Source organism: Neorhizobium huautlense (assembly GCF_002968575.1).
In the GTDB taxonomy this organism is placed as follows: Bacteria; Pseudomonadota; Alphaproteobacteria; order Rhizobiales; family Rhizobiaceae; genus Neorhizobium; species Neorhizobium huautlense.
In genome coordinates this window covers 56,975-80,953 of the sequence record NZ_PVBM01000010.1, presented here as the reverse complement: position 1 = coordinate 80,953, position 23,979 = coordinate 56,975, and the positions used below count along the sequence as shown (strand labels likewise).

At 59.6% G+C, this 23,979-nt stretch carries 25 protein-coding genes; 5 read left to right on the top strand and 20 right to left on the bottom strand.

All coding sequences use genetic code 11. The features are described 5' to 3' along the window. The first annotated feature begins 167 nt into the window (after window positions 1-167). Window positions 168-1,457, top strand: coding sequence for a citrate synthase (gene gltA / locus C5L12_RS13265; protein WP_105372519.1), 1,290 nt, complete (start codon window positions 168-170; stop codon window positions 1,455-1,457). 28 nt (window positions 1,458-1,485) lie between these two features. On the opposite strand, the gene lpxB is transcribed toward gltA, so the two are convergent. The 14 genes from lpxB to C5L12_RS13190 form a co-directional block, all read right to left on the bottom strand. Next, the gene (gene lpxB, locus C5L12_RS13260; protein WP_105372518.1) at window positions 1,486-2,664 is read right to left on the bottom strand and encodes a lipid-A-disaccharide synthase; all 1,179 of its coding nucleotides are present in this window, start codon (window positions 2,662-2,664) and stop codon (window positions 1,486-1,488) included. Further along, window positions 2,664-3,545, bottom strand: coding sequence for an LpxI family protein (locus tag C5L12_RS13255; RefSeq protein WP_105372517.1), 882 nt, complete (start codon window positions 3,543-3,545; stop codon window positions 2,664-2,666). The genes lpxB and C5L12_RS13255 overlap by 1 nt, the downstream gene beginning before the upstream one ends. Before the next feature lie 6 nt (window positions 3,546-3,551). Beyond that, window positions 3,552-4,367: an acyl-ACP--UDP-N-acetylglucosamine O-acyltransferase gene (lpxA, locus tag C5L12_RS13250; RefSeq protein WP_105372516.1), complete on the bottom strand. Its 816-nt coding sequence runs from the start codon at window positions 4,365-4,367 to the stop codon at window positions 3,552-3,554. Next, complete coding sequence (fabZ, locus tag C5L12_RS13245) at window positions 4,364-4,831, bottom strand: 3-hydroxyacyl-ACP dehydratase FabZ (RefSeq protein ID WP_105372515.1); 468 nt, start codon at window positions 4,829-4,831, stop codon at window positions 4,364-4,366. Before fabZ ends, lpxA begins: the two co-directional genes overlap by 4 nt. Then, entirely contained in the window at window positions 4,824-5,891 is a 1,068-nt protein-coding gene (gene lpxD / locus C5L12_RS13240; RefSeq protein ID WP_105372514.1) for a UDP-3-O-(3-hydroxymyristoyl)glucosamine N-acyltransferase, read from the bottom strand. Before lpxD ends, fabZ begins: the two co-directional genes overlap by 8 nt. A gap of 51 nt (window positions 5,892-5,942) precedes the next feature. Then, on the bottom strand, window positions 5,943-8,306 hold the full coding sequence (gene bamA, locus C5L12_RS13235; protein WP_105372513.1) for an outer membrane protein assembly factor BamA: 2,364 nt from the start codon (window positions 8,304-8,306) through the stop codon (window positions 5,943-5,945). A gap of 198 nt (window positions 8,307-8,504) precedes the next feature. Continuing rightward, on the bottom strand, window positions 8,505-9,626 hold the full coding sequence (gene rseP / locus C5L12_RS13230) for an RIP metalloprotease RseP (protein ID WP_105372512.1): 1,122 nt from the start codon (window positions 9,624-9,626) through the stop codon (window positions 8,505-8,507). A 36-nt stretch (window positions 9,627-9,662) separates the two neighbouring features. After that, the gene (locus C5L12_RS13225) at window positions 9,663-10,496 is read right to left on the bottom strand and encodes a phosphatidate cytidylyltransferase (RefSeq protein ID WP_105372511.1); all 834 of its coding nucleotides are present in this window, start codon (window positions 10,494-10,496) and stop codon (window positions 9,663-9,665) included. Continuing rightward, window positions 10,496-11,239, bottom strand: a complete 744-nt coding sequence (locus tag C5L12_RS13220; RefSeq protein WP_105372510.1) for an isoprenyl transferase — start codon at window positions 11,237-11,239, stop codon at window positions 10,496-10,498. The genes C5L12_RS13225 and C5L12_RS13220 overlap by 1 nt, the downstream gene beginning before the upstream one ends. Window positions 11,240-11,290: 51 nt before the next feature. Next, window positions 11,291-11,851 carry a ribosome recycling factor gene (gene frr / locus C5L12_RS13215; protein ID WP_105372509.1) on the bottom strand — a complete coding sequence of 187 codons (561 nt, stop codon included), beginning with the start codon at window positions 11,849-11,851 and terminating at the stop codon, window positions 11,291-11,293. 45 nt (window positions 11,852-11,896) lie between these two features. Beyond that, window positions 11,897-12,619: a UMP kinase gene (gene pyrH / locus C5L12_RS13210; protein WP_105372508.1), complete on the bottom strand. Its 723-nt coding sequence runs from the start codon at window positions 12,617-12,619 to the stop codon at window positions 11,897-11,899. A 212-nt stretch (window positions 12,620-12,831) separates the two neighbouring features. Continuing rightward, entirely contained in the window at window positions 12,832-13,758 is a 927-nt protein-coding gene (gene tsf, locus C5L12_RS13205) for a translation elongation factor Ts (RefSeq protein ID WP_105372507.1), read from the bottom strand. 251 nt (window positions 13,759-14,009) lie between these two features. Then, entirely contained in the window at window positions 14,010-14,777 is a 768-nt protein-coding gene (rpsB, locus tag C5L12_RS13195) for a 30S ribosomal protein S2 (RefSeq protein WP_105372505.1), read from the bottom strand. A 212-nt stretch (window positions 14,778-14,989) separates the two neighbouring features. Then, complete coding sequence (locus tag C5L12_RS13190) at window positions 14,990-15,835, bottom strand: cell envelope integrity EipB family protein (protein WP_105372504.1); 846 nt, start codon at window positions 15,833-15,835, stop codon at window positions 14,990-14,992. Between the two features lie 109 nt (window positions 15,836-15,944). Between C5L12_RS13190 and C5L12_RS13185 the strand changes: the two genes are divergently transcribed. The 4 genes from C5L12_RS13185 to C5L12_RS13170 are packed head-to-tail and all read left to right on the top strand — an operon-like array spanning window position 15,945 to window position 18,804. Further along, a complete protein-coding gene (locus tag C5L12_RS13185) occupies window positions 15,945-16,415 on the top strand; it encodes a RidA family protein (protein ID WP_105372503.1) in 471 nt (156 codons plus the stop codon). Continuing rightward, the gene (locus C5L12_RS13180) at window positions 16,412-17,143 is read left to right on the top strand and encodes a glycerophosphodiester phosphodiesterase (RefSeq protein WP_170109094.1); all 732 of its coding nucleotides are present in this window, start codon (window positions 16,412-16,414) and stop codon (window positions 17,141-17,143) included. Before C5L12_RS13185 ends, C5L12_RS13180 begins: the two co-directional genes overlap by 4 nt. Window positions 17,144-17,153: 10 nt before the next feature. Further along, window positions 17,154-18,347 (top strand): GNAT family N-acetyltransferase, encoded by a 1,194-nt coding sequence (locus C5L12_RS13175; protein WP_105372502.1) that lies wholly within the window; start codon window positions 17,154-17,156, stop codon window positions 18,345-18,347. Window positions 18,348-18,372: 25 nt separating this feature from the next. After that, complete coding sequence (locus C5L12_RS13170; RefSeq protein ID WP_105372501.1) at window positions 18,373-18,804, top strand: HIT family protein; 432 nt, start codon at window positions 18,373-18,375, stop codon at window positions 18,802-18,804. On the opposite strand, the gene C5L12_RS13165 is transcribed toward C5L12_RS13170, so the two are convergent. From C5L12_RS13165 to C5L12_RS13140, 6 genes are all read right to left on the bottom strand, one after another. Beyond that, complete coding sequence (locus C5L12_RS13165; protein ID WP_105372500.1) at window positions 18,801-19,148, bottom strand: AzlD domain-containing protein; 348 nt, start codon at window positions 19,146-19,148, stop codon at window positions 18,801-18,803. The two genes, C5L12_RS13170 and C5L12_RS13165, sit on opposite strands and share 4 nt — an antisense overlap. After that, a complete protein-coding gene (locus C5L12_RS13160) occupies window positions 19,145-19,894 on the bottom strand; it encodes an AzlC family ABC transporter permease (RefSeq protein WP_105372499.1) in 750 nt (249 codons plus the stop codon). The genes C5L12_RS13165 and C5L12_RS13160 overlap by 4 nt, the downstream gene beginning before the upstream one ends. Window positions 19,895-19,978: 84 nt before the next feature. Beyond that, window positions 19,979-22,516 carry an ATP-dependent Clp protease ATP-binding subunit ClpA gene (gene clpA, locus C5L12_RS13155; RefSeq protein WP_105372498.1) on the bottom strand — a complete coding sequence of 846 codons (2,538 nt, stop codon included), beginning with the start codon at window positions 22,514-22,516 and terminating at the stop codon, window positions 19,979-19,981. A gap of 10 nt (window positions 22,517-22,526) precedes the next feature. Then, the gene (gene clpS / locus C5L12_RS13150) at window positions 22,527-22,880 is read right to left on the bottom strand and encodes an ATP-dependent Clp protease adapter ClpS (RefSeq protein WP_105372613.1); all 354 of its coding nucleotides are present in this window, start codon (window positions 22,878-22,880) and stop codon (window positions 22,527-22,529) included. Window positions 22,881-23,136: 256 nt separating this feature from the next. Then, window positions 23,137-23,487, bottom strand: a complete 351-nt coding sequence (locus C5L12_RS13145) for a phasin family protein (RefSeq protein WP_105372497.1) — start codon at window positions 23,485-23,487, stop codon at window positions 23,137-23,139. A 260-nt stretch (window positions 23,488-23,747) separates the two neighbouring features. Then, on the bottom strand, window positions 23,748-23,951 hold the full coding sequence (locus C5L12_RS13140; RefSeq protein ID WP_105372612.1) for a DUF3126 family protein: 204 nt from the start codon (window positions 23,949-23,951) through the stop codon (window positions 23,748-23,750). Window positions 23,952-23,979 lie beyond the last annotated feature (28 nt).

The window sequence follows — 23,979 nt, the reverse complement described above, 5'->3', positions numbered from 1 at the left end:
AAAGTTGGGCATCCAAGTATGTGCCGCTGCCTCTTATCGTGCCGCGCTGCACAAAATGCTACCAAGGACTGCTTGGCATGAGCTTTCGGATCATATAGCAAAGCATGGACGCTTAATTCTTGTGGCGCTTTTTAGGCGCCACGCCGCCAAAAGGTTGGAGGATCAGCATGACGGGCAAAAGCGCAAATATGGCACTCGGCGACAAGCATGTCGACCTGCCGGTAAAGTCCGGCTCGATCGGTCCTGATGTGATCGACATCGGCTCGCTTTACAAACAGACCGGCGCCTTTACTTATGATCCGGGCTTCACCTCGACGGCATCCTGCGAGTCCAAGATCACCTATATCGACGGCGATGCGGGCATTCTTCTGCATCGCGGTTATCCGATCGAGCAACTCGCCGAGCATGGCGACTTCCTCGAAACCTGCTACCTGTTGCTCTACGGCGAATTGCCGACGGCTGCCCAGAAGAAAGACTTCGACTACCGCGTCACCCATCATACGATGGTCCACGAGCAGATGAGCCGTTTCTTTACCGGCTTCCGTCGCGACGCGCATCCGATGGCCGTCATGTGCGGCTGCGTTGGCGCGCTCTCGGCTTTCTATCACGACTCCACGGATATCACCGATCCGCATCAGCGCATGGTTGCCAGCCTGCGGATGATCGCCAAGATGCCGACGCTCGCGGCGATGGCCTATAAATACCATATCGGCCAGCCGTTCGTTTATCCGCAGAACAACCTGGATTACGCGTCCAACTTCCTGCGCATGTGCTTCGCCGTGCCCTGCGAGGAATATGTGGTCAATCCGGTGCTTTCGCGCGCCATGGACCGTATCTTCATCCTGCACGCCGACCACGAGCAGAATGCGTCAACCTCGACGGTCCGGCTCGCCGGCTCTTCCGGCGCCAACCCGTTCGCCTGCATTGCAGCCGGCATCGCCTGCCTCTGGGGTCCGGCGCATGGCGGTGCCAACGAGGCAGCGCTCAACATGCTGACGGAAATCGGCTCGGTCGACCGTATTCCCGAATACATTGCCCGCGCCAAAGATAAGAGCGACCCGTTCCGGCTGATGGGCTTCGGCCACCGCGTCTACAAGAACTACGATCCGCGCGCCAAGATCATGCAGAAGACGACGCACGAGGTTCTCGGCGAACTCGGTCACAAGGACGACCCGCTTCTGCAGGTCGCCATGGAGCTGGAACGCATCGCGCTCACCGACGAATATTTTATCGAGAAGAAGCTTTATCCAAATATCGACTTCTATTCGGGCATCACGCTGAAGGCGATGGGCTTCCCAACCACGATGTTCACGGTGCTCTTCGCGCTTGCCCGTACCGTCGGCTGGATCGCCCAGTGGGCGGAAATGATCGAAGATCCGGAACAGCGCATCGGCCGTCCGCGCCAGCTCTATACCGGCGAACCGCAGCGCGACTACGTACCCGTCTCCAAGCGCTGAGCGAGGCACCTCCCAAACAAAAACCCGGTCAGCGATGACCGGGTTTTTTCGTATCCAAGACTTGCAGAACGATGCCGGCCGCCGCTTCGCCGGGTGGGACCGGCACCTGCAGACGCTGCCAAGTGAGATCGAAACCCTCCATCATCGCCTGGCGTTGGGTGGTATCGGAGGCGAGGCGTTCGGCCCAGCGGCACAGACTGCCAGGACGTACGACATCGTTTATATATTCCGGCACCACCGGATAATCGGCAATCAAATTGGGCAGCGCGCCCGACCAGATCTTGATGCGCTTGGACATCAAGGTGATCAGCCAGTCGGCCTTGTAGGCGGACACGACCGGCACGTTCGACAGGCCAAGCTCAAGAATCACCGTTCCGGATGCGGCGATGGCGGCGTCCGCATCGGCGAAAGCGGCCCACTTGCTCTCCGCGTCGACCGTGATCTCCGGCTTGATCGGCAAGGTCGCGGCGATCTCGCGCACCAGCTTCTCCTGACGGGGTACCGTCGGCAACAGAAAACGCGCGGGACCGTTGCGGGAGACGAATTCACGGGCGGCCTCCCCAAAGACCGGCAAAAGCGCCTTGATCTCTGCAGAGCGCGAGCCGGGCAGAAGCAGGATTGTCTTTTCTTCGTCCTTCCCCTTCACCGGGCGTTCCGCGCGGATGCTCCGCACCCGCAGCAGCGCCGGATCGTCCGTCAGGCGGTGGCCGACGAAAGTCGTTTCCGGCCCGCCAAGCCTCTTCATCGCCTCCGGCTCGAACGGCAGGACAGCCAGAACGTGATCCACATAGGCAAGCATGGCGCTTGCCCGGTATTCCTTCCAGGCCCAGACGCTCGGGCAGACGTAATCCACGATCGGCATGTCAGGCAGAGCGGCTCGAACCTTCTTCGCAACCCGGTGGGTGAAGTCCGGACTGTCGATGATGACAAGCACGTCCGGCCTGGCTGCAATGATCGCATCGGCGGTCTGATTGATCCGCTTGATCAGGTTCGGCAGGCGGGCAAGCACCTGAGTCAGACCCATGATCGAAAGTTCGGAAAAATCGAAAAGCGAAGCAAGCCCCTGCGCCGTCAGAGCGTCGCCCCCGACGCCTACCAATTCGACCGGTCCCGCATGGGCGGCCTTCAGCGCGGCGATCAGATCGCCCCCCAGGAGGTCGCCCGAGACTTCACCGGCGACGACGCCCATCTTCAAGATTCTCGCCATCACAATCCTCCCTGCGGCAGACCAAGGTCGATGCCGCAGACGAAGATACCCGCAGCATCCGCAGCGGCAATCATCTTCTGTTCCTCTATCACCAGAGCCCGCCCCGCCTCCACGGCTATGCCGGCAAGCCCTGCCTTCACAGCATGCTCCACGGTGGAAGGGCCGATTGTGGGAAGATCGGCACGCATATCCTGCTGGGGTTTGCACAATTTCACAAGAACACCCTTGCGACGGGCGGAGATTCGTCCCTCGGCGCGCAACGCGGCAACGCGGTCGAGCATCCGATCGGTTCCTTCGACACCTTCGAGCGCAACGACGCGGCCGCCGACACTCACGCTTCCCTGGCCAATATCGAGCTCACCCAGCCTACGTGCGGCTTCGGCCGCCTTTTCGATATCGCGAATATCGTCCTGCGAAGGAGAATGGGCCCCGAGCTTACCGGTTTTCGCCAGAAGCCCCGGCGCAACCTCATGGGCGCCGATGACGCGGCAGCCCTGCGCTTCGATAATGCCGATGGCCACCTGCAGCAGCGCGTCATCTCCACCGGAGACGAGGGTGCGGAGCAAGAGCGGCAGTTTGCGCAAAACCTTCCAGTTCGGGCGAATATCACGCCAATCCGGCCTTCGGGTCACACCGCCGGACAAGACGACACGGCCGATGCCCTTCTCCCTGAATATCCGCTCGAAGCCCGTGATGTCGGCAATGCTGGCCGATGCGGTTTCGAAACCATCGAAACGCTGATCGGACTCATTGCGCAGCGAGATGATGAAAGGATTTTCTCCTCCCTCCCGCGCGGCTTCGGCAAGATAGATGGGTAGAAATCCATTCCCCGCGATGATCGCGAGCCGCCCCTTTGGCGCAAGGCTCGGGACGCCCCGCATGGCCGCTCAGCTCTTGCTGCGGAAGGGAGACGAAAGGGCGCGTTCGCTGTCGGCAGCAATGAAATCGAGGATCTCCATCACTTCCTTGCAATCGGCATAATCCTCGCGGATTGCCGCCGCATTGTTGCGGATGTTCCCTGCGCCTTCAAAGATCTGCTTGAAGGCCCGTCGTACAGTATGGATCGTCGCACGCTCCACACCTGCGCGTGTCATGCCGACGACGTTCAGGCCGCCCAAGATGCCCGGATTGCCGTTCAACATTCCATACGGGATCACATCGTAGTTGACGGCCGAAAGCCCGCCGATGAAGGCCTGGCGACCGATGCGGGTGAACTGATGCACCGCACAGCCGCCGCCGAGAATTGCCTTGTCTCCCACATGAACGTGGCCGGCCAGCATGACATTGTTCGACATGATGATGTCACTGCCAAGCTGACAATCATGCGCCACATGGGAATTTGCAAGGAATAGGCAATTGCTGCCGACCACCGTCTTGCCGCCGCCGCCGACCGTACCGCAGTTCATGGTCACGCCTTCGCGCATCGTACAGTTGTCGCCCACGGTGAGCGAGGAATCCTCTCCCGCTTCGTGAAGGCTCTGAGAAACGCCGCCAATTACCGCCATCGGGAAGATGCGGCAGTTGCGGCCGATCTCCGTATTGCCGGTCACCACGGCATGCGAGAAGAGTTCGACGCCATCCTTCAGCACCACGCGCGAGCCCACATGCGAAAACGGGCCGACAACGACATTCTCGCCGATCACGGCGCCGTCCTCGACCACAGCAAGGGGATGAATCCGCGCGCTGGCAGCAATCTTGCTCATTCCGCGTCCTTACGCACGATCATCGCGCCGATATCAGCCTCAGCGACGAGCGCGCCGTCAACCTTGGCGTCGCAATGAAACTTCCAGATATTGCCACGCTGCTTCTGCTTCGTGACGTGGTACTCCACCCGATCCCCCGGTATCACCGGCTTGCGGAAGCGGGCGTTGTCGATCGTCATGAAATAGACCAGGTTGCCGCCCTCGCCTTCCTTGCGCGCGCAAATCGCGCCGGCCGTCTGGGCCATGCCCTCGACCAGGAGCACGCCCGGCATGATCGGTCGGTCCGGGAAATGGCCGGTGAAATGCGGCTCGCTGGCGGTCACGTTCTTGATGCCGATCGCGGAGTTGTCACCATCGATTTCGACGATCTTGTCGACCAGAAGAAACGGGTAGCGATGCGGCAACAGCTTCATGATTTCCTGAATATCGGCCGCGCCGAGCATCGGCTTGGTCTCATCAGTCATTTTTCTTCTCTCCTTTGCGCTTAGCGCGCTCGTCCGACTGTGCCATCTTATCCGCCATTTCGCGGAGGAAATCCTTCATCGGCCGGGCCGGAATGCCGCCATATATGGAGCCGGCGGGCACGGAACCAATCACTCCGCTGAACGCGGCGAGCTGAACGCCGTCACCGATCGAAATATGCCCGTTGATAGCGGCCGCGCCACCAATCAACACGCCATTGCCGATCTTCGTGGATCCGGCAATGCCAACGCCCGCCGCAATGCCGCAATGCCGACCGATGTGGACGTTATGCGCAATCTGAACCTGATTGTCGATCTTCGTGCCTTCACCGATGACCGTATCGTCCATCGCGCCGCGATCGACGGTGGTGTTGGCGCCAATCTCCACATTGTCCTGAATAATGACGCGCCCGATCTGAACGAGCTTGAGCATGCCCCGCGGGCCGGGCGCATTGCCGAAGCCATCCTGGCCGATACGTGCGCCATTGTGAATAATGACACTGTTGCCGATCAAAGCCGCCAGGACACTGGCGCCCGCCGCGATCGTACAATCGCGGCCGATCTTGACGTCCGCGCCGATCACGGTGCCCGCGCCGATCCGCGTGCCGCTGCCGATTTCGGCCCGCGCGCCAACCACCGCCATAGGCTCGACCTCGACGCCGAGCTCGAGCATCGCCGTCGGATCGACATAGGCCGCAGGCGAAATCCCCGATGGTGCGGACGTGACAGGCGCCGGGCGCATCGCGATAGGGTGCAGAACAGCACCGGCCATGGCAAAGGCCGTCAAGGGCGCCTTGGAAAGCAGGATTGGGATATGGTCCGGAACGATCGGCCGGATCGCCGCATCACATAGGATGGCAGAGGCGTGACACGTTTCCAGTTCGTGCCGGTTCTTGCGAGAGAGAATATAGCTGAGCTGCCCCTCGCCGGCCCTGGCAACCGGGGCGATCGACCGGATCATTCGATCGCCAGCATTCTCGTCAAGCAGTTCCACCCCAAGACGGGTGGCCAGCTCGCGCAGGCTCACGCCATCATGGGGCGGGAAAAATTCATTGTGATCCATAAAGCCAGAGCTCCGGAACAGATTCCCGCCCGTCGAGACGGGCGGAAACGATCAGAACTGGTTCGCCATGCTGAACCGGAATTCCTGAGTCTCGTCAAAGTCTTCCTTGACGACCGGAATGGCATAGTCGAAGCGGATGTTGCCGAACGGCGAAGCCCACATCACGCCAGCGCCCACGGATGCGCGCCAAGACATGCCTGTGCCCTGTGCGGTGCTGGTGCCGAGCGGGACATCGTTTCCGTAGAGCGTGCCGGCATCGGCAAAGACGGCAGCCCGCAGACCGAAGTCTTCCGGGAAAACCGGCATGGGCATGGACATTTCCGCAGAAGCCGTAAAGTAGGTCGTGCCGCCGAGCGCGTCGCCATGATCGACCGTACGCGGACCGATACCGTCGTTCTCAAAGCCGCGAACCTGACGCCCGCCCAGCGTGAACTGGTCAAAAACATGCAGATTGTCGCCGGTGGAAACCACATGGCCGGCACCGACCGCGACGGAGCCGATCAGGTCGGCCTCTGTCGACAGAAGGTGGAAGTAACGGGCACGACCCGAGATCTTGTAGAATTCGGAGTCACCGCCAAGGCCTGCATATTCATGCGTGATCGTGGCGTAGATCCCCTCGCGCGGCAGCGTCTGGCTGTCGAGCGTGTTGTAGGTCAGCGTCTGCGAAACGGAAGACTGGACGAACTTGCCCTGATCGATCATGGAAATGTAAGGCGACGAAAGGTTGTCGTCGCCCGTGCCAGGAACGCCGTCGGAGCCAAACGCGCCGTCATCTTCGTAGTTGATTTCCTTATAGGTGTAGCGGAACGTCGTCGCCAGATCCTCGGTGATTGGCGCGGTCACGCGCAGGGTAACGCCCTGCTCGTCGTAATCGTAGTAGCTGTTCGAGGACGTCTTGCTCTTGAACAGGTCGAAACCGGCTGCCAGACGGTAACCGAGGAAGTAGGGCTCGGTGAACGAAAGGTTGTAGCTGCGGGCCTCTTCGAGACCGCCGCCGACGGCAACACGGATGAATTGGCCGCGGCCCAGGAAGTTCTTTTCCTCGATGGAGGCTTCCAGCATGAAGCCGTCGCCGCCTGCGGAGTAGCCGGCACCGATACCGAACGAACCGGTGGACTGGTCTTCAACATCGACCACAACGACCACGCGGTCCGGAGCGCTGCCCGGAGCAGTGGAGATATTGACCGTGGTGAAGTAACCAAGGGCTTCCAGACGACGCTTAGCGCGCGAAATCATTTCCTGATTGAATGCGTCGCCTTCGCTGAAATCGAATTCGCGGCGGATGACGTAGTCGCGGGTGCGGGTATTGCCGCGAACTTCGATACGCTCGACGTAAGCGCGCTCGCCCTGATCAACGAGATAGGTCACGCCGATCGTGTGCGTTTCCATGTTGCGGTCGCCCCGCGGCGTCACGCGTGCAAAGGGGTAACCTTTCGCTGCGACGCGCTTGGAGATCGCCTCCATGGTCTTCTGGACTTCGCGGGCGTCATAGGTACGACCTTCCCGCGTCTCGACCAGGCCCTGCAACTCTTCGCTGCTGACGCCTTCGACAGTCGATTCGACGCCAACGCCGCCGTAGGAATAACGCTGACCTTCTTCCACGGTGAAGGTGATGTTGTACTTGTTGTTCGCCTCGTCGAGAACCGCTTCGGAAGAGATGATGCGGAAATCGGGATAGCCGTGATTGTAATAGAACTGGCGCAACGTTTCCTCGTCGGCGCGCAGCTTGTCCTCGCTGTAGACGTCCTTGCGGGTGAGGAACGACAGCGGGCTGGATTCCTTGGTGATGATGACGGACTTCAGGCGACCGTCGCCATAGGCCTGATTGCCCACGAAATTGATGTCGGCGATCTTGGTGCGATCGCCCTCGTTGACGACAAAGGCCAGATTGACGCGGCCCTGACCGACAGGAGCGGTCTGCGTCGTGATCTCGACGTCGCTGCGGCCGATCGCGCGATAAGCCTCGCGCAGCCGCTCGATGTCGGCATTGATCATCGTCTCGCTATAAGGACCGAGCGGCTGGGTCTGAACAACAGCCTGCAGCTTTTCATCGGTAATCTTGCGGTTGCCGTTGAAGACGACCTGATTGACGAGCTGGTTCTCACTCACCGTTACGACGAGCGTGCTGCCGGAAACGCTGATACGGACATCGGAAAAATATCCGGTTGCATAAAGCTTGCGCACAGACTCATCGATGTCGTTGTTCGAAAAACTGACACCAGGACGAATGGTCAGGTTGGAACGAACTGCTTCTTCGCCCGTGCGCTGGGCACCGCGAACCTGGACGCTCCGGATCACCGCCGCTTCTGCGGACGGCGCGGAAGCAAGCACCAGCACACCCGCGCCCGAGGCAACAACACTAGCAGACAGCGCAAACGCCGACACTGCGTTCAAAAACCTTGAACCAGCCTTCATTTCAATTCTTACCTTTTCCCGTTGTCCCTCGGCGGGTGGAGCCCGACTCCGGCCACGTGTGTCGTTTTACCTTCTTTTGCCCTACAAGCAAGGTATCCTGTTAATTTCTATTTACTTCCTTCTCAGGCGTGACCCAATGGCCACGCAAGAGTTGAAAACATAGTAAATAAACAGTTTCCTTCAACGATTTTAAGGGCATCAGCCAATGAGATTGCTGATGTCGTTGAAGGTCGCGAATACCATCAGGCTGAGCACCATTGCGAGACCAATGCGAAAGGCAATCTCCTGTGCACCGGCTCCCAGCGGTTTGCCACGAACCGCCTCTATTGCATAGAAAACGAGATGTCCACCGTCCAAAACCGGAACAGGCATCAGATTGAGGAGACCGATGGAAACGGACAGAACGGCGGCAAGCTGCACGACGGCGGCAAAGCCCAGCGTTGCCATCTGACCCGAAGCCTGCGCAACGCGCACCGGTCCCCCCAATTGATCGGCCCTCATGCGGCCGGTTACGAGGTTTCCGATATAGCGGACCGTGCCCGTGACGATGTGGCCCGTCTCCTTTACGCCTTCAGCCACCGCCTGCAGCGGGCCAAAAGTCTCGACCCGGAATTTGCCGCGCTCTTCATTGGTGACGATGCCGATCAGGCCCAGCTCTACCTTGTTGCCGAACTGGTCGGTGATCTCGGTGCGCTTCGGCAGCATCGGCAGATCGATCTCCTGGCCGTTGCGGTCGACGGTCACGACAATCGGCGTTTCCGGACGAATGCTGACGTAACGCCGCACGTCGTCAAAGGTCCTGATGCGTGTGCCATCCAGCGCCACCAGCCGGTCGCCAGGCTGAACGCCGGCGGCCTGGGCCGCGCTGTTTGCCTGGACTTCGGCAACGACAGGATCGGCAACCACTTTTCCATAGACGCTAAACAACACGGCAAAGATCGCGATCGCCAGCAGGAAATTGGCGATTGGCCCGGCCGCTACCGTCGCCGCCCTTTTCCACAGTTTCGCGCCAGCCAGCGTTTGCGCCTTCTCCTCCTCCGTCATGCCGACGAGGCCGCTCGCATCCGGCAGGCTCGCGACATCGTCGTCACCGTAGAATTTGACGTAGCCGCCAAGAGGAATCGCTGAAATCTTCCAGCGTGTACCGTGGCGGTCGGTGAAGCCCAGGAGTTCGGGGCCGAAGCCTACAGAGAAGGCGGTCGATCGGATGCCGCACCAACGTCCGACGAGGTAGTGTCCCATTTCATGCACGAACACGAGCAGCGACAGAACGAGAATGAATGGGATGATATAGCCGGTGACGAAGCTGAGGATGGCCATCAAAGTTTCCGTTTCAAATGCGATGGCGGCGAGGTCTCAAAGCCCGAAAAGAAAACCAGCCACCGGTATATCAAGATGGCCTGTAGCGGCCGTATAGACAAGAGTTAGCAGAAACGCCGCGAAACAGGCAAAAACGAGGCCATCCACCCGATCCATGACGCCGCCATGCCCGGGAATGAGATGGCTGGAATCCTTGACGCCGAACCGGCGCTTGATGAACGATTCGAAAAGATCTCCGACCTGGCTTGCCACCGACAACGCGAAGGCGATGACGACGGTCCAAAAGGACAGGCGGGAAAAGACAGCCAAGGTCACCGCCGAACTCGCAACAACGCCGGCAATGGTGCCGCCGATCGCGCCGGACCACGTTTTTCCCGGCGAGATTTTTGGGGCCAGCTTCGGACCCTTGAGTGCCCGACCGACGAAATAGGCCAGGATATCGGTTGCCCAGACGACGGCGAAAATAAAGATCGTCGCCACGAATCCGGCCTGGTCGTCCGCCCGGATTGCCGAAAGCGAAATGCCACTCAATCCTGCATAGACGATGCCGCCCGGCGACCACCAGCTACCCTTGCGCCACAGAACCAGAAGAATGGCGGTGATGACTGACCCGCCAAGCAGCGGAATCGCCAGATCCTTCTCTCCGAAGACGATATTGACCGCGATCAGCAGAACGGCGACCCAGCTGAAGGCATTGGTGTGAAAATCCCGTTCATCGAGCCTGGTAATCGTCGACCACTCGTAATAGATCAGGACAGCCATCACGGCAGCGACGAGGCGGAAGGAAAAGCCACCGAACCATGTTGCCGCCAGCACGATCGCCGCCAGAATCAGAGCGGAGATGATCCGAAGCCTGAGTTCACTGCTCATCAGCCAACCACCGCGGCCGTCTTGCTCGACAGACCGCCAAAACGGCGGTCGCGGGACGCAAAAACCTTCAATGCGTCAAAAAACAGATTCCGATCGAAATCCGGCCAGTAGTCCGGCAGGAACACCAGTTCCGAATAGGCGGCCTGCCACAGCAGAAAGTTCGACAACCGCTCCTCGCCGCTTGTGCGTATAATAAGATCGGGATCCGGAATGTCGGCGGTGTCCAAATTCCTGCTGATCATGTCGGCGTCGATGTCCGAGGCCTTCAGAACGCCCGCCTCGACATCACGGGCGAGTTTTACGACGGCTCTGACGATCTCGTCTCTGGCGCCGTAGTTGAAAGCGATCACCAGCGTCAGAGCGGTGTTGTGTCGCGTCGTCTCCTCGGCCTCCACCAACAAGGGCAGGATGTCGCCTCGCAGGTTGTCTCGATCGCCGATCACCCTGATACGTACATTTTCACGGTGAAGTTCCGCCAGATCACGACGGATGAAACGCCTGAGAAGACCAAGGAGATCGTTCACCTCCGAATGGGGGCGGCTCCAGTTCTCCGAAGAAAAAGCAAAAAGCGTCAGATATTTGACGCCCGCCTCGCCAGCGGCACGCACCGATTCCCGAACCGCCTCCACGCCTTTGCTGTGACCGATCGTACGGGGAAGCCCACGCTTGTTTGCCCAGCGGCCGTTGCCATCCATGATGATCGCAACGTGTTGAGGAATGATCGCAAGTTCGGGATTCGCCATATTTGATGCGGGTCCTTTAGCGGCCAAGATCAGGCTCAAGAGACGCCTGCGCTAGACCTGCATGATTTCCTTTTCTTTGTCGGCAAGCAAGCGGTCGACTTCGGAAATCGTATCGTCCGTCATCTTCTGCACCTTTTCCGACTGCGACCGGCTGTCGTCCTGACCGATTACGCCGTCCTTTTCGGCCTTTTTCAGGCCGTCCATCCCGTCACGCCGTACGTGGCGGATCGCGACCTTGGCTTTTTCGGCATAATCATGCGCGACCTTGACCAGCGACTTACGGCGCTCTTCGTTGAGTTCCGGAAGCGGAATGCGCAGATTCTGCCCGTCGACGATCGGGTTGAGACCGAGATGCGATTCGCGGATCGCGCGATCGACGGCGTTGACCATGGACTTGTCCCAGATAGACACGCCCAGCATTCGCGGCTCCGGCACGGTGATGTTGGCCACCTGGTTGAGCGGCACGCGCGAGCCATAGGCTTCGACCGTCACCGGATCGAGAATGTTGGCCGAGGCCCGGCCGGTCCTGAGCGATGCGATATCGCTCTTGAAAGCGGCAATGGCGCCGTCCATCCGGCGCTTGATGTCGTTGAGATCAACTGCTCCACTCATCCGTCTACTCCCGTATCATTATCTGGCGGCCTTCAGCGCCGCGCCTCAGTTGTCCGTTACGATGGTCTTGCGGCCGCCGCCGGTCAAGATTTGAGCGAAACCGCCCTTCTCGTGGATCGAGAACACGATGATCGGGATGGAGTTTTCGCGGGCAAGCGCGACCGCCGCCACGTCCATCACCGCCAATCCCTTGCCGAGCACCTCGCCGTGGGTCAATGTCTCGAAACGGGTCGCCGCCGGATCCTTTTTCGGATCGGCCGAATAGATGCCGTCGACCTGCGTGCCTTTGAAGATGGCCTCGGCGCCGATTTCCGCGGCGCGCAGTGCCGCAGCCGAATCGGTGGTGAAAAAGGGGTTTCCCGTGCCGCCGGCGAAGATGACCACCCTGCCCTGGGCCATGTGGTGCACGGCGCGCCGCTGCGAAAAGCTCTCGCAGATTTCCGGCATCGAGATCGCCGACAGGACAACGGTCTCGACGTCCAGCTTGCGAAGGGACGTGGCCAGCGCAAGAGCGTTGATGATCGTCGCCAGCATGCCCATGTGGTCGCCGGTCACCCGGTCACCGCCCTTGGACGCCACGGCAACGCCCCGAAAGATATTGCCGCCGCCGACGACCACACCGACCTCTACGCCCATGGCGCAGGCTTCGGCGATATCCGAAGCAATGCGATCGGCGACATTAACGTCGATCCCGAACCCTTGGCTGCCCATCAGGGCTTCTCCGGAGGCCTTGAGCAATACGCGCTTATAGATTGGCTTGGGCGACATGAAGGCTCCTTGAAATGAAAACGGCCTGCGGAGAACACAAACGGCTTGCGGATACACGAAGGGCACCGGCTTGTCACCCAGTGCCCTTCCGTTTTTAATCGCTTTAGAGACGGCCGCTCATCTTTTCACCGAATTGACAAGCGACCTTATCTCCTTGTTTTCCCGATGCTCCGGCAGGCCGCAAAGGCGCTCCCGACGTCTATCGGCGGATATCAGCCCTTGGCGACTGCCGCGACTTCCGCCGCGAAATCCGTCTCTTCCTTTTCGACGCCTTCGCCGAGCAGCAAGCGGGCCATGCCGGTTACTTCGATCGGAGCGCCGACTTCCTTTTCGGCAGCCTTCACGGCGGCGCCGACGGTGAGGTCAGGATTGATGACGAAAGCCTGCGAAAGAAGAGCGACTTCTTCGAAGAACTTGCGCATGCGGCCTTCGACCATCTTCTCGATGATGTTGTCCGGCTTGCCGGAGGCGCGGGACTGCTCGATAAAGACGTTCCGTTCGCGCTCGGCTACAGCGGCATCGACTTCTTCCGGGCGAATTGCCAGCGGATTGGTCGCAGCGATGTGCATGGCAACCTGACGGCCGATTGCGTTCAGCGCGTCCTTATTGCCGGTCGACTTCAAGGCCACCAGAACACCCAGCTTGCCGACGCGATCGGCAGCAGCATTGTGGATATAGGTCGCCACAACGCCGTCCTCGACCGAGAGCAGTGCCGAACGGCGCAGGCTCATGTTTTCGCCGATGGTAGCAACCGCGTCCTTGATGGTGTCGGTGACCGACTTGCCGGTCGCCGGAACGGTTGCCGCGCCGACGGCATCAACCGCGCCGTTGGTGCCGAGTGCTACGTCGGCAACGCTGCGAACCATGGTCTGGAAGGCATCGTTGCGGGCCACGAAGTCGGTTTCGGAATTGATTTCGACGACGACTGCCTTGGTGCCAGCGCTGGCAACGCCGATCAGACCTTCGGCAGCGGTGCGGCCGGACTTCTTGTCGGCCTTTGCAATGCCCTTAGCGCGCAGCCAGTCGATCGCTGCTTCGATGTCGCCGTTGGTTTCAGCAAGCGCCTTCTTGCAGTCCATCATGCCTGCGCCAGACTTTTCGCGCAGTTCCTTGACCAATGCAGCGGTGATTTCAGCCATTTTCATGCCTCTTGTCGGTTTAAGTTGGGTATTGCCGGAAAACCGTCGGCGACACCAAAGTTTTGGGACGAATGTACCCGGAAGTATGACAGCGTGATGAAGGACATCACGGCAGAGATTGTCTCAACGATTGGCGCAAGGCCGGCGGAGACCATCGTCTTGATCTTAAACGACTGAGGCCAGGGATAGCGGTATCTCTGGCCTCGGTCGAACTCGTACAGCAGAGCGGCAGTCACCGCTCCAGGCAAGCCTTAGGCTTCGGCTTCGCCTTCGAGCGCCGGCTCGATCGGAGCTTCAGCGGATGCGCCGATGTCACGGCCCGAGGCGCCCTGCTGACGGGCGATACCGTCGATGGCGGCGCGAGCGATCAGGTCGCAATAAAGAGCGACGGCACGCGAAGCGTCGTCATTGCCCGGGATCGGATAGTCGATGAGGTCCGGATCGCAGTTGGAGTCGATGATGGCGACGACCGGGATGCCCAGGCGCTTCGCTTCGTCGATGGCGATCTTTTCCTTGTTGGTGTCGATGATGAACATCAGATCCGGAACGCCGCCCATGTCGCGGATACCGCCGAGAGCCTTTTCCAGCTTCTCGCGTTCGCGCTCGAGGTTCAGGCGCTCCTTCTTGGTGAAGCCCGAAGCTTCCGAACCGAGGATCTCGTCGAGCTTGCGCAGACGCTGGATCGAGTTCGAAATGGTCTTCCAGTTCGTCATCATGCCGCCGAGCCAGCGGGAGTTGACGTAATACTGAGCCGAACGCTTGGCGGAATCAGCGATGAGTTCCGAAGCCTGGCGCTTGGTGCCGACGAACAGGACGCGGCCGCCGCGAGCGACGGTGTCGGACACGACCTGCAGGGCGCGCGACAGCATCGGAACGGTCTGAGCCAAGTCGATGATATGGATATTGTTGCGATCGCCGAAAATATACGGCTTCATCTTCGGGTTCCAGCGATGGGTCTGGTGGCCGAAGTGAACACCAGCTTCCAGAAGCTGGCGCATGCTGAAATCAGGCAATGCCATGCCTTTTTCTCCTTTTCCGGTTGAACCTCCGCAAGGCGAACAGCAAACCCTTCGGGAATGCCACCGGCGGAAAAGCCCGGATTTCTCCCGGACGATCCCATGCCTTACGTGTGGAATGCCGGTGCCCATACATGCGATTTGGCGCAAAAGCAAGGGTATCGGCAAAAAAGCCTCGGATCATCATCGAACCGGGCCCTAACGGTAAGATCAGATCACTTTGCCGGCGCCGGGCACGGATCCTGCTGTTTCAGAAGCTCCAACCGGGTGAGGCTGCCCGACAGGACGAAGTCGCCATACTCCATGGTCAGATCGCGGGTGACGCCGTTTTCATAGAGCTTGAACGACATATTGTAGACGGGTGTCGGATCGCCCTGGGCCGTTTCGTTGAAATAGGCGATCGTCACCGGCCAGAACGGCGCCCGGGAAAATTCGCCGGCTTTGTCGGCGTCGACGTCACCTTTTTCCGGCTCCTGCTGCTTGCCGATGACGGTCGTCGTGAGCAGTGCCTGGTCGCCGTCCTCGGAACCGTCGAAGACGCGCGCTTCGAAGAAATTCTTGCCGTCCTTGGCATTCTGGATGACGTCCAGCATATGGCCGGTCGGAAAGACGCTCGCCGGCAGATCAACTTCGCGGCCGTCCGGTTGGGTGATTTCCACCTTCACGCCGTTTTCCGCCACGCTCGCCTCACCACTGATCTGCTTGTCGAGCTGCTCGTCGGTGAAGGACTTGGTCTCGAAATGGAACTGGCGGGCGGCCATGTCCTCGAAAGTCGTGGTCTGCTGGTCGCTGAGCCGCGTCTCCTCTCCCGTATTGATCTTTGTGACGAGCCGGAAGTTGGTCGAGAAACCGGTACAGGGCGAGCCGGTGAACTCGTAGACCATCCGCCCGACCATGCCTTCGATGCCGGAGCGTTCCGAGGCGTCCTTGAGCTTCAGGTCGTAAATTGCGCGATGCGGCACCAATGCGCGGGAGGCGCTATCGGTGTTGGCGTCCGCGGAAGCGCAAGCCACAAGGCTGACGCCGCCGGCAAGGATCACCCTTAGGCTTATGCGCAACATTCACAATCTCCTGTTGGACTCAGTCCGGGTGTTATAAGAACGCCATGGGTTGAGGTTATGGCCTTGATGCAAGATTTTTGAAGAATTTACAACAAAACGGGAGTCGAAAATGACCGAAGCCATCGAAGGCCGCTTGAAGGAACTGGGAATCACTCTCCCCGTAGCCGCGGCGCCTGCGGCCAATTATGTGCCTTATACGATTAGCGGAAATACGCTTTATCTTTCAGGCCAACTGCCCATCGAAGGCGGCAAAGTGGCGGTGACCGGTCTCGTCGGCCGCGACGTGGACGTGCCGACTGCACAGCGGGCCGCCGAACTCTGCGCCATCAACATCCTCGCCCAGGCGAAGGCGGCCCTCGGCGGCGACCTCGGCAAAATCCGCCGCATTCTCAAGCTCAACGGTTTCATCGCCTCCACCCCGGATTTCGTGGAACAGCATCTCGTCATGAACGGCGCTTCCAACCTCATCGCCAATGTTCTCGGTGAAGCAGGCAAACATGCCCGCGCCGCCGTCGGCATGGCCGCCCTGCCGCTGAATGCCTCCGTCGAAGTCGACGCCATCATAGAGATCGAAGCATGAGCGCCGTTTCCTGGATCAAGGACCTTCCCGTCGCCCATCGCGGCTATCATGACATGAACCAGCAGATTTGGGAGAATACGCTTTCGGCCTTCGAGCGCGCCGCCGAAGCCGGTTTCGCAATCGAATGCGACGTTCAGCTCGCCGCGGACAGCGTGCCGGTGATCTTTCACGACCACGACCTGGAACGCCTCTGCGGAATCAAGGGCGATGTGCGGGAACGGACATCGGCCGAGCTAGGAATGCTTGCCGTCGGCGGCACGAAGGACAAAATTCCGACGCTGAAGCAGATGCTCGACCTGGTAGCCGGACGGGTGCCGCTGGTCATCGAGATCAAGGGACGCGTGGGTGAAGGCGAAGACGACGGGTTTGCAGAAGCGGTGCTGGAGGTGCTGGAAGGCTACCGGGGAAAAGTCGCTCTGATGAGCTTCGACCACCACATCCTGCGTGATCTGAAAAGGGCCGGCTCACCTTATCCGCTCGGCCTCACTGCCGAAGGCAGCAGACCGGAGGAATTTTTCGCGCATGACGAGGCGATGCAACTCAGCCTGGATTTCATTTCCTACCGCTATTCCCATCTGCCGAACACGTTCATCACCGCCCAGAGACAAGCAGGAATTCCCGTCATCACCTGGACCGTAAGGGATGTAAACGGCCGCGAGCATACCTATAAATACGCAGACCAAATGACGTTTGAAGGTTTTGATCCGCGGGAGGCTCCCGCCGCTTAAATTTGAGAATATGACCGGCAATCTCACCATCCGCATTGAAAAATCCTTCTGCGCGATCAGCCCGCAAAGCTGGTCGCGCCTTTCAGGCACCTCAAAGTCCTCTTCTTCTCAGACACCCTACAACCCCTTTCTGTCGCACGCCTTCCTCTCCGCGCTTGAGGAATCAGGCTCCGCCACCGCCAAGACCGGCTGGCTAGGCCATCACCTCCTCCTGGAGGACGACAAGGGCACGCTGGTCGGGGCCGTTCCTGGCTATCTCAAAAGCCATAGCCAGGGAGAATACGTCTTCGATCACGGTTGGGCGGACGCATTCGAACGGGCCGGTGGCCGGTATTATCCAAAGCTACAGTGCGCGGTGCCCTTTACCCCGGCGACCGGACCGCGACTGCTCGTCGCCGAAAGTTCTGACAGGGATACGACGGAGCTGACGCTTGCAGCCGGTCTTCAAGAGGTGACACGCCAGCTTGGAATTTCGTCCGCGCATGTCACCTTCATTCCGGAGAACCAACTCACCGCCTTTGAGGACGCTGACTACCTGCACCGGACGGACAAGCAATTCCACTTCATCAACGAAGGTTATGCCGATCACGAGGCTTTCTTGGAAACGCTCGCGTCGCGCAAACGCAAGGCACTGAGGAAAGAGCGGCGTGCGGCATTGGACAACGGCATTTCGATCGACTGGCTGACGGGCCACGACCTCACCGAGGATATCTGGGACCAGTTCTTCAGCTTCTATATGGACACGGGCAGCCGCAAATGGGGACGCCCGTACCTGACCCGCTCATTCTATTCCCTGGTCGGTGAGCGCATGCCCGATGACATCCTGCTGGTGATGGCCAAGCGCGAGGGCAAATATATCGCCGGCGCGATCAACTTCATCGGCGGGGACGCGCTCTACGGACGGCATTGGGGCTGCATCGAAGACCATCCCTTCCTGCATTTCGAGGTCTGTTACCACCAGGCGATCGACTTTGCGCTCGCCAAGGGCCTCAAACGGGTCGAGGCCGGCGCGCAGGGAGAACACAAGCTGGCACGCGGATACCTGCCTGTCACCACTCATTCCATGCACTATATCGCCCATCCAGGGCTTCGCCGCGCGGTTGCCGATTATCTGGAACGGGAGCGGCAGGACGTGGAATACATGAACGAGTATCTGTCCGAGCACAGCCCGTTTCGCAAGGGCGAGCGCCAGCAGGAAGATTGACGAGAACTCAAGGAGAGAATTCAGGATGAGCGGCCAGATCTACGACACCAACAACATCTTCGCAAAGATCCTGCGTGGCGAGATCCCTTGTCACCGGATTTATGAGGATGACGATACACTGGCGTTCATGGATGTCATGCCGCAGTCGCCCGGTCACCTGCTGGTGATCCCGAAAGCGCCGTCCCGCAACATTCTCGATGCCGATCCGGCGGTGCTTTCGAAGCTCATCCCAGTCGTCCAGAAGCTCGCCAGGGCCGCCAAGGAAGCCTTTGAGGCCGATGGCGTCACGGTGATCCAGTTTAACGAACCGGCATCCGGCCAGACGGTCTACCACCTGCACTTCCACGTCATACCGCGCTACGAAGGGCTGGCGCTGAAGCCTCATTCGGGCAAGATGGAGGATAATGAGGTGCTTGCTGCCAATGCCGAAAAGATCATCGGCGAGCTTGGCAACTAACGGCCTCCAAAGCCGGTCCACCAGAGGCCGGCGATCAGGAGCGCCATCGGCACCGCGACACCGACCGCAACCTTGCGTCCGGTCGCCAGGAAGACGGCAAAACCGATGCCGGCGGCGCCCAGCCGAAGCCAGAGCGGCGATTCCGCCAGCATGCCGTTCGGAAAGACGATCAGCTTTGCCGTAACGGCCATGACGAGCGATGTCGCCACCGCCCTCACCCAATAAAGCGCCTCGGACTCCTCGTTCAACCGATTGCCGGCGACGACGCCGAGCCAGCGCCAGACGTCTGTTGCAAGGAAACCGGCAACAAAGATAACGATAAAGGTCCAGTACTCGTCGATCATCGTGAACCTGCCTTCGTGCCGCGCCTTTTCTTCCGCCTCCACCTATCGATGAGGTAGGCGGCAGTCCCTCCTCCGATTCCGGCATACAGTACGTCGAATTCAGGTGTGACTAGCGCAAGAAGCGGTCCGAGAACCACGCCCATGACGAAGGCCAGTTTTACCACCGGCTGGCTTGCGCTCGCCCAGATCGACGCGTTGAAATAGACCGGCGTCAGAAAGAAAAGCACGCCCGCGATCAGCGGCGGAAAGCTTGCAGCAATTCCGTAGAAAATCGCGACCACCAGTGTGCCGCTCGTCGTCAGGGTGACGCCAAAGCCTGCGAAATAGACTGCACGATGCTCGCGTGGCACCTTGCGCAACGTCGTGATCGCAAAGACCCACGCCGTGATCGCGACGAAATGCGACAGGATCAGAAGGAGCCATGTCGGCGTCCGCTTCGTCCGCATCTCCGGGATGACGGAGGCCACCATCGGCATCATACGGATCGAGGACAAGGTAACCGCCAGAAAGCAGGCTGCGATATTGGCGCCGCTTGCCATGGTGCCGACCAAAATCACCTGTGCCGGAAGCGCCCAGATTGCGAAAGACATGAAAACCGCTTCTGCGCGCGTGAGGCCGGATTCAAGGGCGAAGGCGCTGAACCCGACGATCGATGTCATGAGGATCAGCGCCGGCAGCGAAAACATGCCCCGCATGCCGGTCAGGAACCAAGACAAGGCGCTGCGATCGTCGCTATCTGGAGACATCGGCATTCCGGCGGTATCGGAGAGACTCACAAAAAAGACGATGCCGGGGCAAGCCCGGCATCGCAATGGCTAGATCTTACAGCCTTATTTACTCTTCGGCACGCGCGGCACCGTCGAGCCCTTGCGCGCAGGCGCCTTGTGAGCACCCGGCGGCGTGGTCTCGGCGATTACATCGGCATCGACCATGGCGCGCGCCTTTGCTGAACCGCCGTCCTTGTCCTTCGGCGCCGACTTCTTCGGTGCCTTGGGCTTCGAGACCTTCGCTTCGGTCTCTTCGACGGCCTCTTCCACCTCTGCCTCAGGCTTCGGCTTCACAGGCGTCGCCTCCGGAATGGCATCCAGGACAAGCTTTTCCTTGCCGTCCTCGCCCTTGCCGACCGTGACGTTGACCACACCACCCTTGCGCAGCTTGCCGAACAGGATCTCGTTTGCAAGCGGCTTCTTGATGTGCTCCTGGATGACGCGCGAGAGCGGGCGTGCGCCCATTCTCTCGTCGTAGCCCTTGTCGGCCAACCAGGCGATGGCGTCCTGATGCAGGTCGAACGTGACGTTGCGTTCGGAAAGCTGCGTTTCGAGCTGCATGACGAACTTCTGTACGACCTGATGGATGACCTCCGTCGGCAGCGGCGCGAACGGGATGACGGCATCGAGACGATTGCGGAATTCGGGTGTGAACAGGCGATTCAGCGCCTCCTCATCCTCGCCGGTGCGTTTCGACGAACCGAAGCCGATCGCGGCCTTGGCCATTTCCGATGCCCCCGCATTGGTCGTCATGATCAGGATGACGTTGCGGAAATCGATCTTCTTGCCGTTATGGTCGGTCAGCGAACCGTGGTCCATGACCTGCAGCAGGATATTATAGATATCCGGATGCGCCTTCTCGATCTCGTCGAGCAGGACGACGCTGTGCGGATGCTGATCCACGCTGTCGGTGAGGAGACCGCCCTGATCGAATCCGACATAGCCGGGAGGTGCGCCTAGCAGCCGCGAGACCGTGTGGCGTTCCATATATTCGGACATGTCGAACCGCAGCAGCTCAACACCGAGCGATGAAGCGAGCTGCTTGGCCACTTCCGTCTTGCCGACGCCGGTCGGGCCGGAGAAGACGTAGGAGCCTATCGGCTTGTTCGGCTCGCGAAGGCCTGCACGGGCGAGCTTGATCGCTGTCGAAAGGGCCTCAATCGCCGCGTCCTGTCCGTAGACAACCGAACGCAGCTCCTTTTCAAGGTTGGCGAGAACCATCTCGTCATCCTTCGACACGGTCTTCGCCGGGATGCGCGCCATCGTGGCGATCGTTGCTTCGATCTCCTTCTCGGTGATCAGCTTGCGGCGTTTGGAGGCCGGCAGAAGCATCTGAGCCGCCCCGGTCTCATCGATCACGTCGATCGCCTTGTCCGGCAGCTTCCTGTCGGAGATGTAGCGCGCCGATAGTTCCACGGCGGACTTGATCGCCTCGTTGGTGTAACGCAGCTTGTGATAGTCCTCGAAATAAGGCTTCAGGCCCTTCATGATCTCGATCGCATCATCGATCGAGGGCTCGTTGACGTCGATCTTCTGGAAGCGACGAACCAGAGCCCGGTCCTTTTCGAAGAACTGGCGATATTCCTTGTAGGTGGTAGACCCGATGCAGCGGATCGCACCCGAAGAAAGCGCAGGCTTCAGGAGGTTCGAGGCATCCATCGCGCCGCCGGACGTGGCGCCGGCACCGATGACGGTGTGGATCTCGTCGATGAAGAGAACCGCGCCCGGATAATCCTCAAGCTCCTTGACGACCTGCTTCAGCCGCTCCTCGAAATCGCCGCGATAACGGGTGCCGGCGAGCAGCGTGCCCATGTCGAGCGAAAAGATGGTGGCATCTGCAAGCGCTTCAGGCACCTTTCCTTCGATGATCCGCTTTGCAAGGCCTTCGGCGATTGCCGTCTTGCCGACGCCCGGATCGCCCACGTAGAGCGGGTTGTTCTTGGAGCGGCGGCACAGGACCTGGATCGTCCGGTTGACCTCGGCGTTACGGCCGATGAGAGGATCGATGCGGCCCTCGCGGGCCTTCTCGTTCAGATTGACGCAATAGGCCTTTAAGGCATCCTGCGGCTTCTTGGCCGAACCCTCTTCCTGGTCGCGCGCAGGCTTGGCGTCGGATTCGCTTTCCTCGGCACCGCGCGGCGTGCGGGTCTGGGAGGAACCCGGACGCTTGCCGATACCGTGCGAAATATAGTTGACCGCATCGTAGCGGGTCATTTCCTGCTCCTGCAGGAAGAAGGCAGCATGGCTTTCCCGTTCCGCAAAGATCGCGACGAGAACGTTTGCTCCGGTCACCTCTTCGCGACCCGAGGACTGCACATGAATGACGGCGCGCTGAATGACGCGCTGGAAACCGGAGGTCGGCTTCGAATCCTCGTCGTAACCGGTGACGAGATTGGCAAGTTCGTTATCGACATAGTCCATAACGGTCTTGCGAAGAGCTTCCAAATTGACGTTACAAGCGCCCATAACCGCCGCCGCATCGGCATCGTCGATCAATGCCAGAAGCAGGTGTTCGAGCGTGGCGTATTCGTGATGCCGCTCGTTCGCGAAGGTCAGTGCCTGATGCAGCGCCTTTTCAAGACTAGGCGAAAATGTTGGCACGTCGGGTTCCTCACTTCTTTTCCATGACACATTGCAGCGGATGCTGGTGTTGCCGGGCGAAGTCCATAACCTGGGACACTTTGGTTTCCGCTACTTCGTATGTAAATATTCCGCATTCCCCCACGCCGTGATTGTGGACATGGAGCATGATGCGCGTCGCGGCTTCCCGATCCTTCTGAAAGAAACGCTCCAGAATGTGAATGACGAATTCCATGGGAGTGTAGTCGTCATTCAGCAGGAGGACACGATAAAGGTTGGGCCGTTTTGTTTTAGGTTTCGTGCGTGTGATGACCGAGGTTCCGCGGCCCGCGTTATCTCCGTCTCCACCTTTTTCTCGTTGCATAAAGATCGGCAGTGCGATCATCTTCATTCATTCCCCAGGAATCCGGCGGCGGTTCAGTGAAGGGCCGATCAGCCGAACTTCAGTCTTCCTAACGTAGTTCACTGAGTAACGATTTTAAGCCCCCTTTGCGCCCACGCAATCACTATTCCGCTAGAGAGGCCGTGAAGATGCGGAAAAACGGGGTTTTCCGCTCGCGGTCGGAATCAAAAAGGCCGGCAACGCGAAACGCCGCCGGCCTTCGATCACAAAGGCGTCGTTAAAAGGGCCTTGCCCGTCGTCAGGCCGCGTTTGCGGTGGCGACGGCGGTCGATTTGGCAACCGGAGCCTCGTAGGGCTTATAGGCCAATTTCGCGAGGTCCGCATACATGTCGCTCATCTTGGTCGCCTCGACGATGAAGCCATCGTAGGTCGACTTGATGTACTTTGTCTGGAGTTCGTAGGCCGCCTCGATGCTGCGCACCGACGTGAACGCCTCCATGAAAGAAGTCATATCCTGGAATGACTTGCGGGAATAGTCGTTCGCCTCGGTCGCGATCGCCTGAAACCCCCTGGCGACCTCGGTATAGCTTTTCAGCACACCGTCCATCGCTTCCTTGCTCTTCTTGCTGGCTTCATCGAAATTGAACATAGCCTGATCCCTTGTTCTATTCGGAGAAGCTCATACAACCGGCCTACCCGGCAAAAGTCAAGGCTGATTTGTGCAATGCAAAATAACCGACAGCCATACCTTGGTCTAGGTCGGAGCGAAAGCTGATTCGATGCGATGATTTAGCAGAAATAGCTCATGTGCAGAAAAAGGCTCTCGGTGCGGCGGCAGGTGTTTCCCTGCGCGGTTGCAATAGCCCTGGATCAAGAAGCAGACCAGAAAGCCTCCCTTAAAGCAGGCGATCAGAGATCGACGTCGAGAATCGCCATCGAGAAGTTGTAAGAACGGTCGCCGTCCTCATCGTCTACATACACGACGCCCAGGAATTCCTCGCCCAGATAGACCTCGGCCGAATCATTCTTGCGCGGACGCGCCTTGACGACCGCCTGCGGATTGATCACGCGCTTAAAATAGGCGTCGAGCTTCTTGATTTCGTCCGGTTTCACCATTCTCTCCGTCAGCGATTCAAGTTGC

Coding starts and splice junctions, on each gene's coding strand:
- rseP (WP_105372512.1), bottom strand. CDS start 9,626: ATGGCCATCCTCAGCTTCGTCACCGGCTATATCATCCCATTCATTCTC.
- C5L12_RS13160 (WP_105372499.1), bottom strand. CDS start 19,894: ATGTCTCCAGATAGCGACGATCGCAGCGCCTTGTCTTGGTTCCTGACC.
- tsf (WP_105372507.1), bottom strand. CDS start 13,758: ATGGCTGAAATCACCGCTGCATTGGTCAAGGAACTGCGCGAAAAGTCT.
- C5L12_RS13145 (WP_105372497.1), bottom strand. CDS start 23,487: ATGTTCAATTTCGATGAAGCCAGCAAGAAGAGCAAGGAAGCGATGGAC.
- lpxD (WP_105372514.1), bottom strand. CDS start 5,891: ATGGATCACAATGAATTTTTCCCGCCCCATGATGGCGTGAGCCTGCGC.
- C5L12_RS13175 (WP_105372502.1), top strand. CDS start 17,154: ATGACCGGCAATCTCACCATCCGCATTGAAAAATCCTTCTGCGCGATC.
- lpxB (WP_105372518.1), bottom strand. CDS start 2,664: ATGGCGAGAATCTTGAAGATGGGCGTCGTCGCCGGTGAAGTCTCGGGC.
- C5L12_RS13190 (WP_105372504.1), bottom strand. CDS start 15,835: ATGTTGCGCATAAGCCTAAGGGTGATCCTTGCCGGCGGCGTCAGCCTT.
- frr (WP_105372509.1), bottom strand. CDS start 11,851: ATGAGTGGAGCAGTTGATCTCAACGACATCAAGCGCCGGATGGACGGC.
- fabZ (WP_105372515.1), bottom strand. CDS start 4,831: ATGACTGATGAGACCAAGCCGATGCTCGGCGCGGCCGATATTCAGGAA.
- C5L12_RS13220 (WP_105372510.1), bottom strand. CDS start 11,239: ATGGCGAATCCCGAACTTGCGATCATTCCTCAACACGTTGCGATCATC.
- bamA (WP_105372513.1), bottom strand. CDS start 8,306: ATGAAGGCTGGTTCAAGGTTTTTGAACGCAGTGTCGGCGTTTGCGCTG.
- C5L12_RS13180 (WP_170109094.1), top strand. CDS start 16,412: ATGAGCGCCGTTTCCTGGATCAAGGACCTTCCCGTCGCCCATCGCGGC.
- C5L12_RS13170 (WP_105372501.1), top strand. CDS start 18,373: ATGAGCGGCCAGATCTACGACACCAACAACATCTTCGCAAAGATCCTG.
- C5L12_RS13225 (WP_105372511.1), bottom strand. CDS start 10,496: ATGAGCAGTGAACTCAGGCTTCGGATCATCTCCGCTCTGATTCTGGCG.
- rpsB (WP_105372505.1), bottom strand. CDS start 14,777: ATGGCATTGCCTGATTTCAGCATGCGCCAGCTTCTGGAAGCTGGTGTT.
- C5L12_RS13255 (WP_105372517.1), bottom strand. CDS start 3,545: ATGCGGGGCGTCCCGAGCCTTGCGCCAAAGGGGCGGCTCGCGATCATC.
- lpxA (WP_105372516.1), bottom strand. CDS start 4,367: ATGAGCAAGATTGCTGCCAGCGCGCGGATTCATCCCCTTGCTGTGGTC.
- C5L12_RS13165 (WP_105372500.1), bottom strand. CDS start 19,148: ATGATCGACGAGTACTGGACCTTTATCGTTATCTTTGTTGCCGGTTTC.
- gltA (WP_105372519.1), top strand. CDS start 168: ATGACGGGCAAAAGCGCAAATATGGCACTCGGCGACAAGCATGTCGAC.
- clpS (WP_105372613.1), bottom strand. CDS start 22,880: ATGATCGCACTGCCGATCTTTATGCAACGAGAAAAAGGTGGAGACGGA.
- C5L12_RS13185 (WP_105372503.1), top strand. CDS start 15,945: ATGACCGAAGCCATCGAAGGCCGCTTGAAGGAACTGGGAATCACTCTC.
- pyrH (WP_105372508.1), bottom strand. CDS start 12,619: ATGTCGCCCAAGCCAATCTATAAGCGCGTATTGCTCAAGGCCTCCGGA.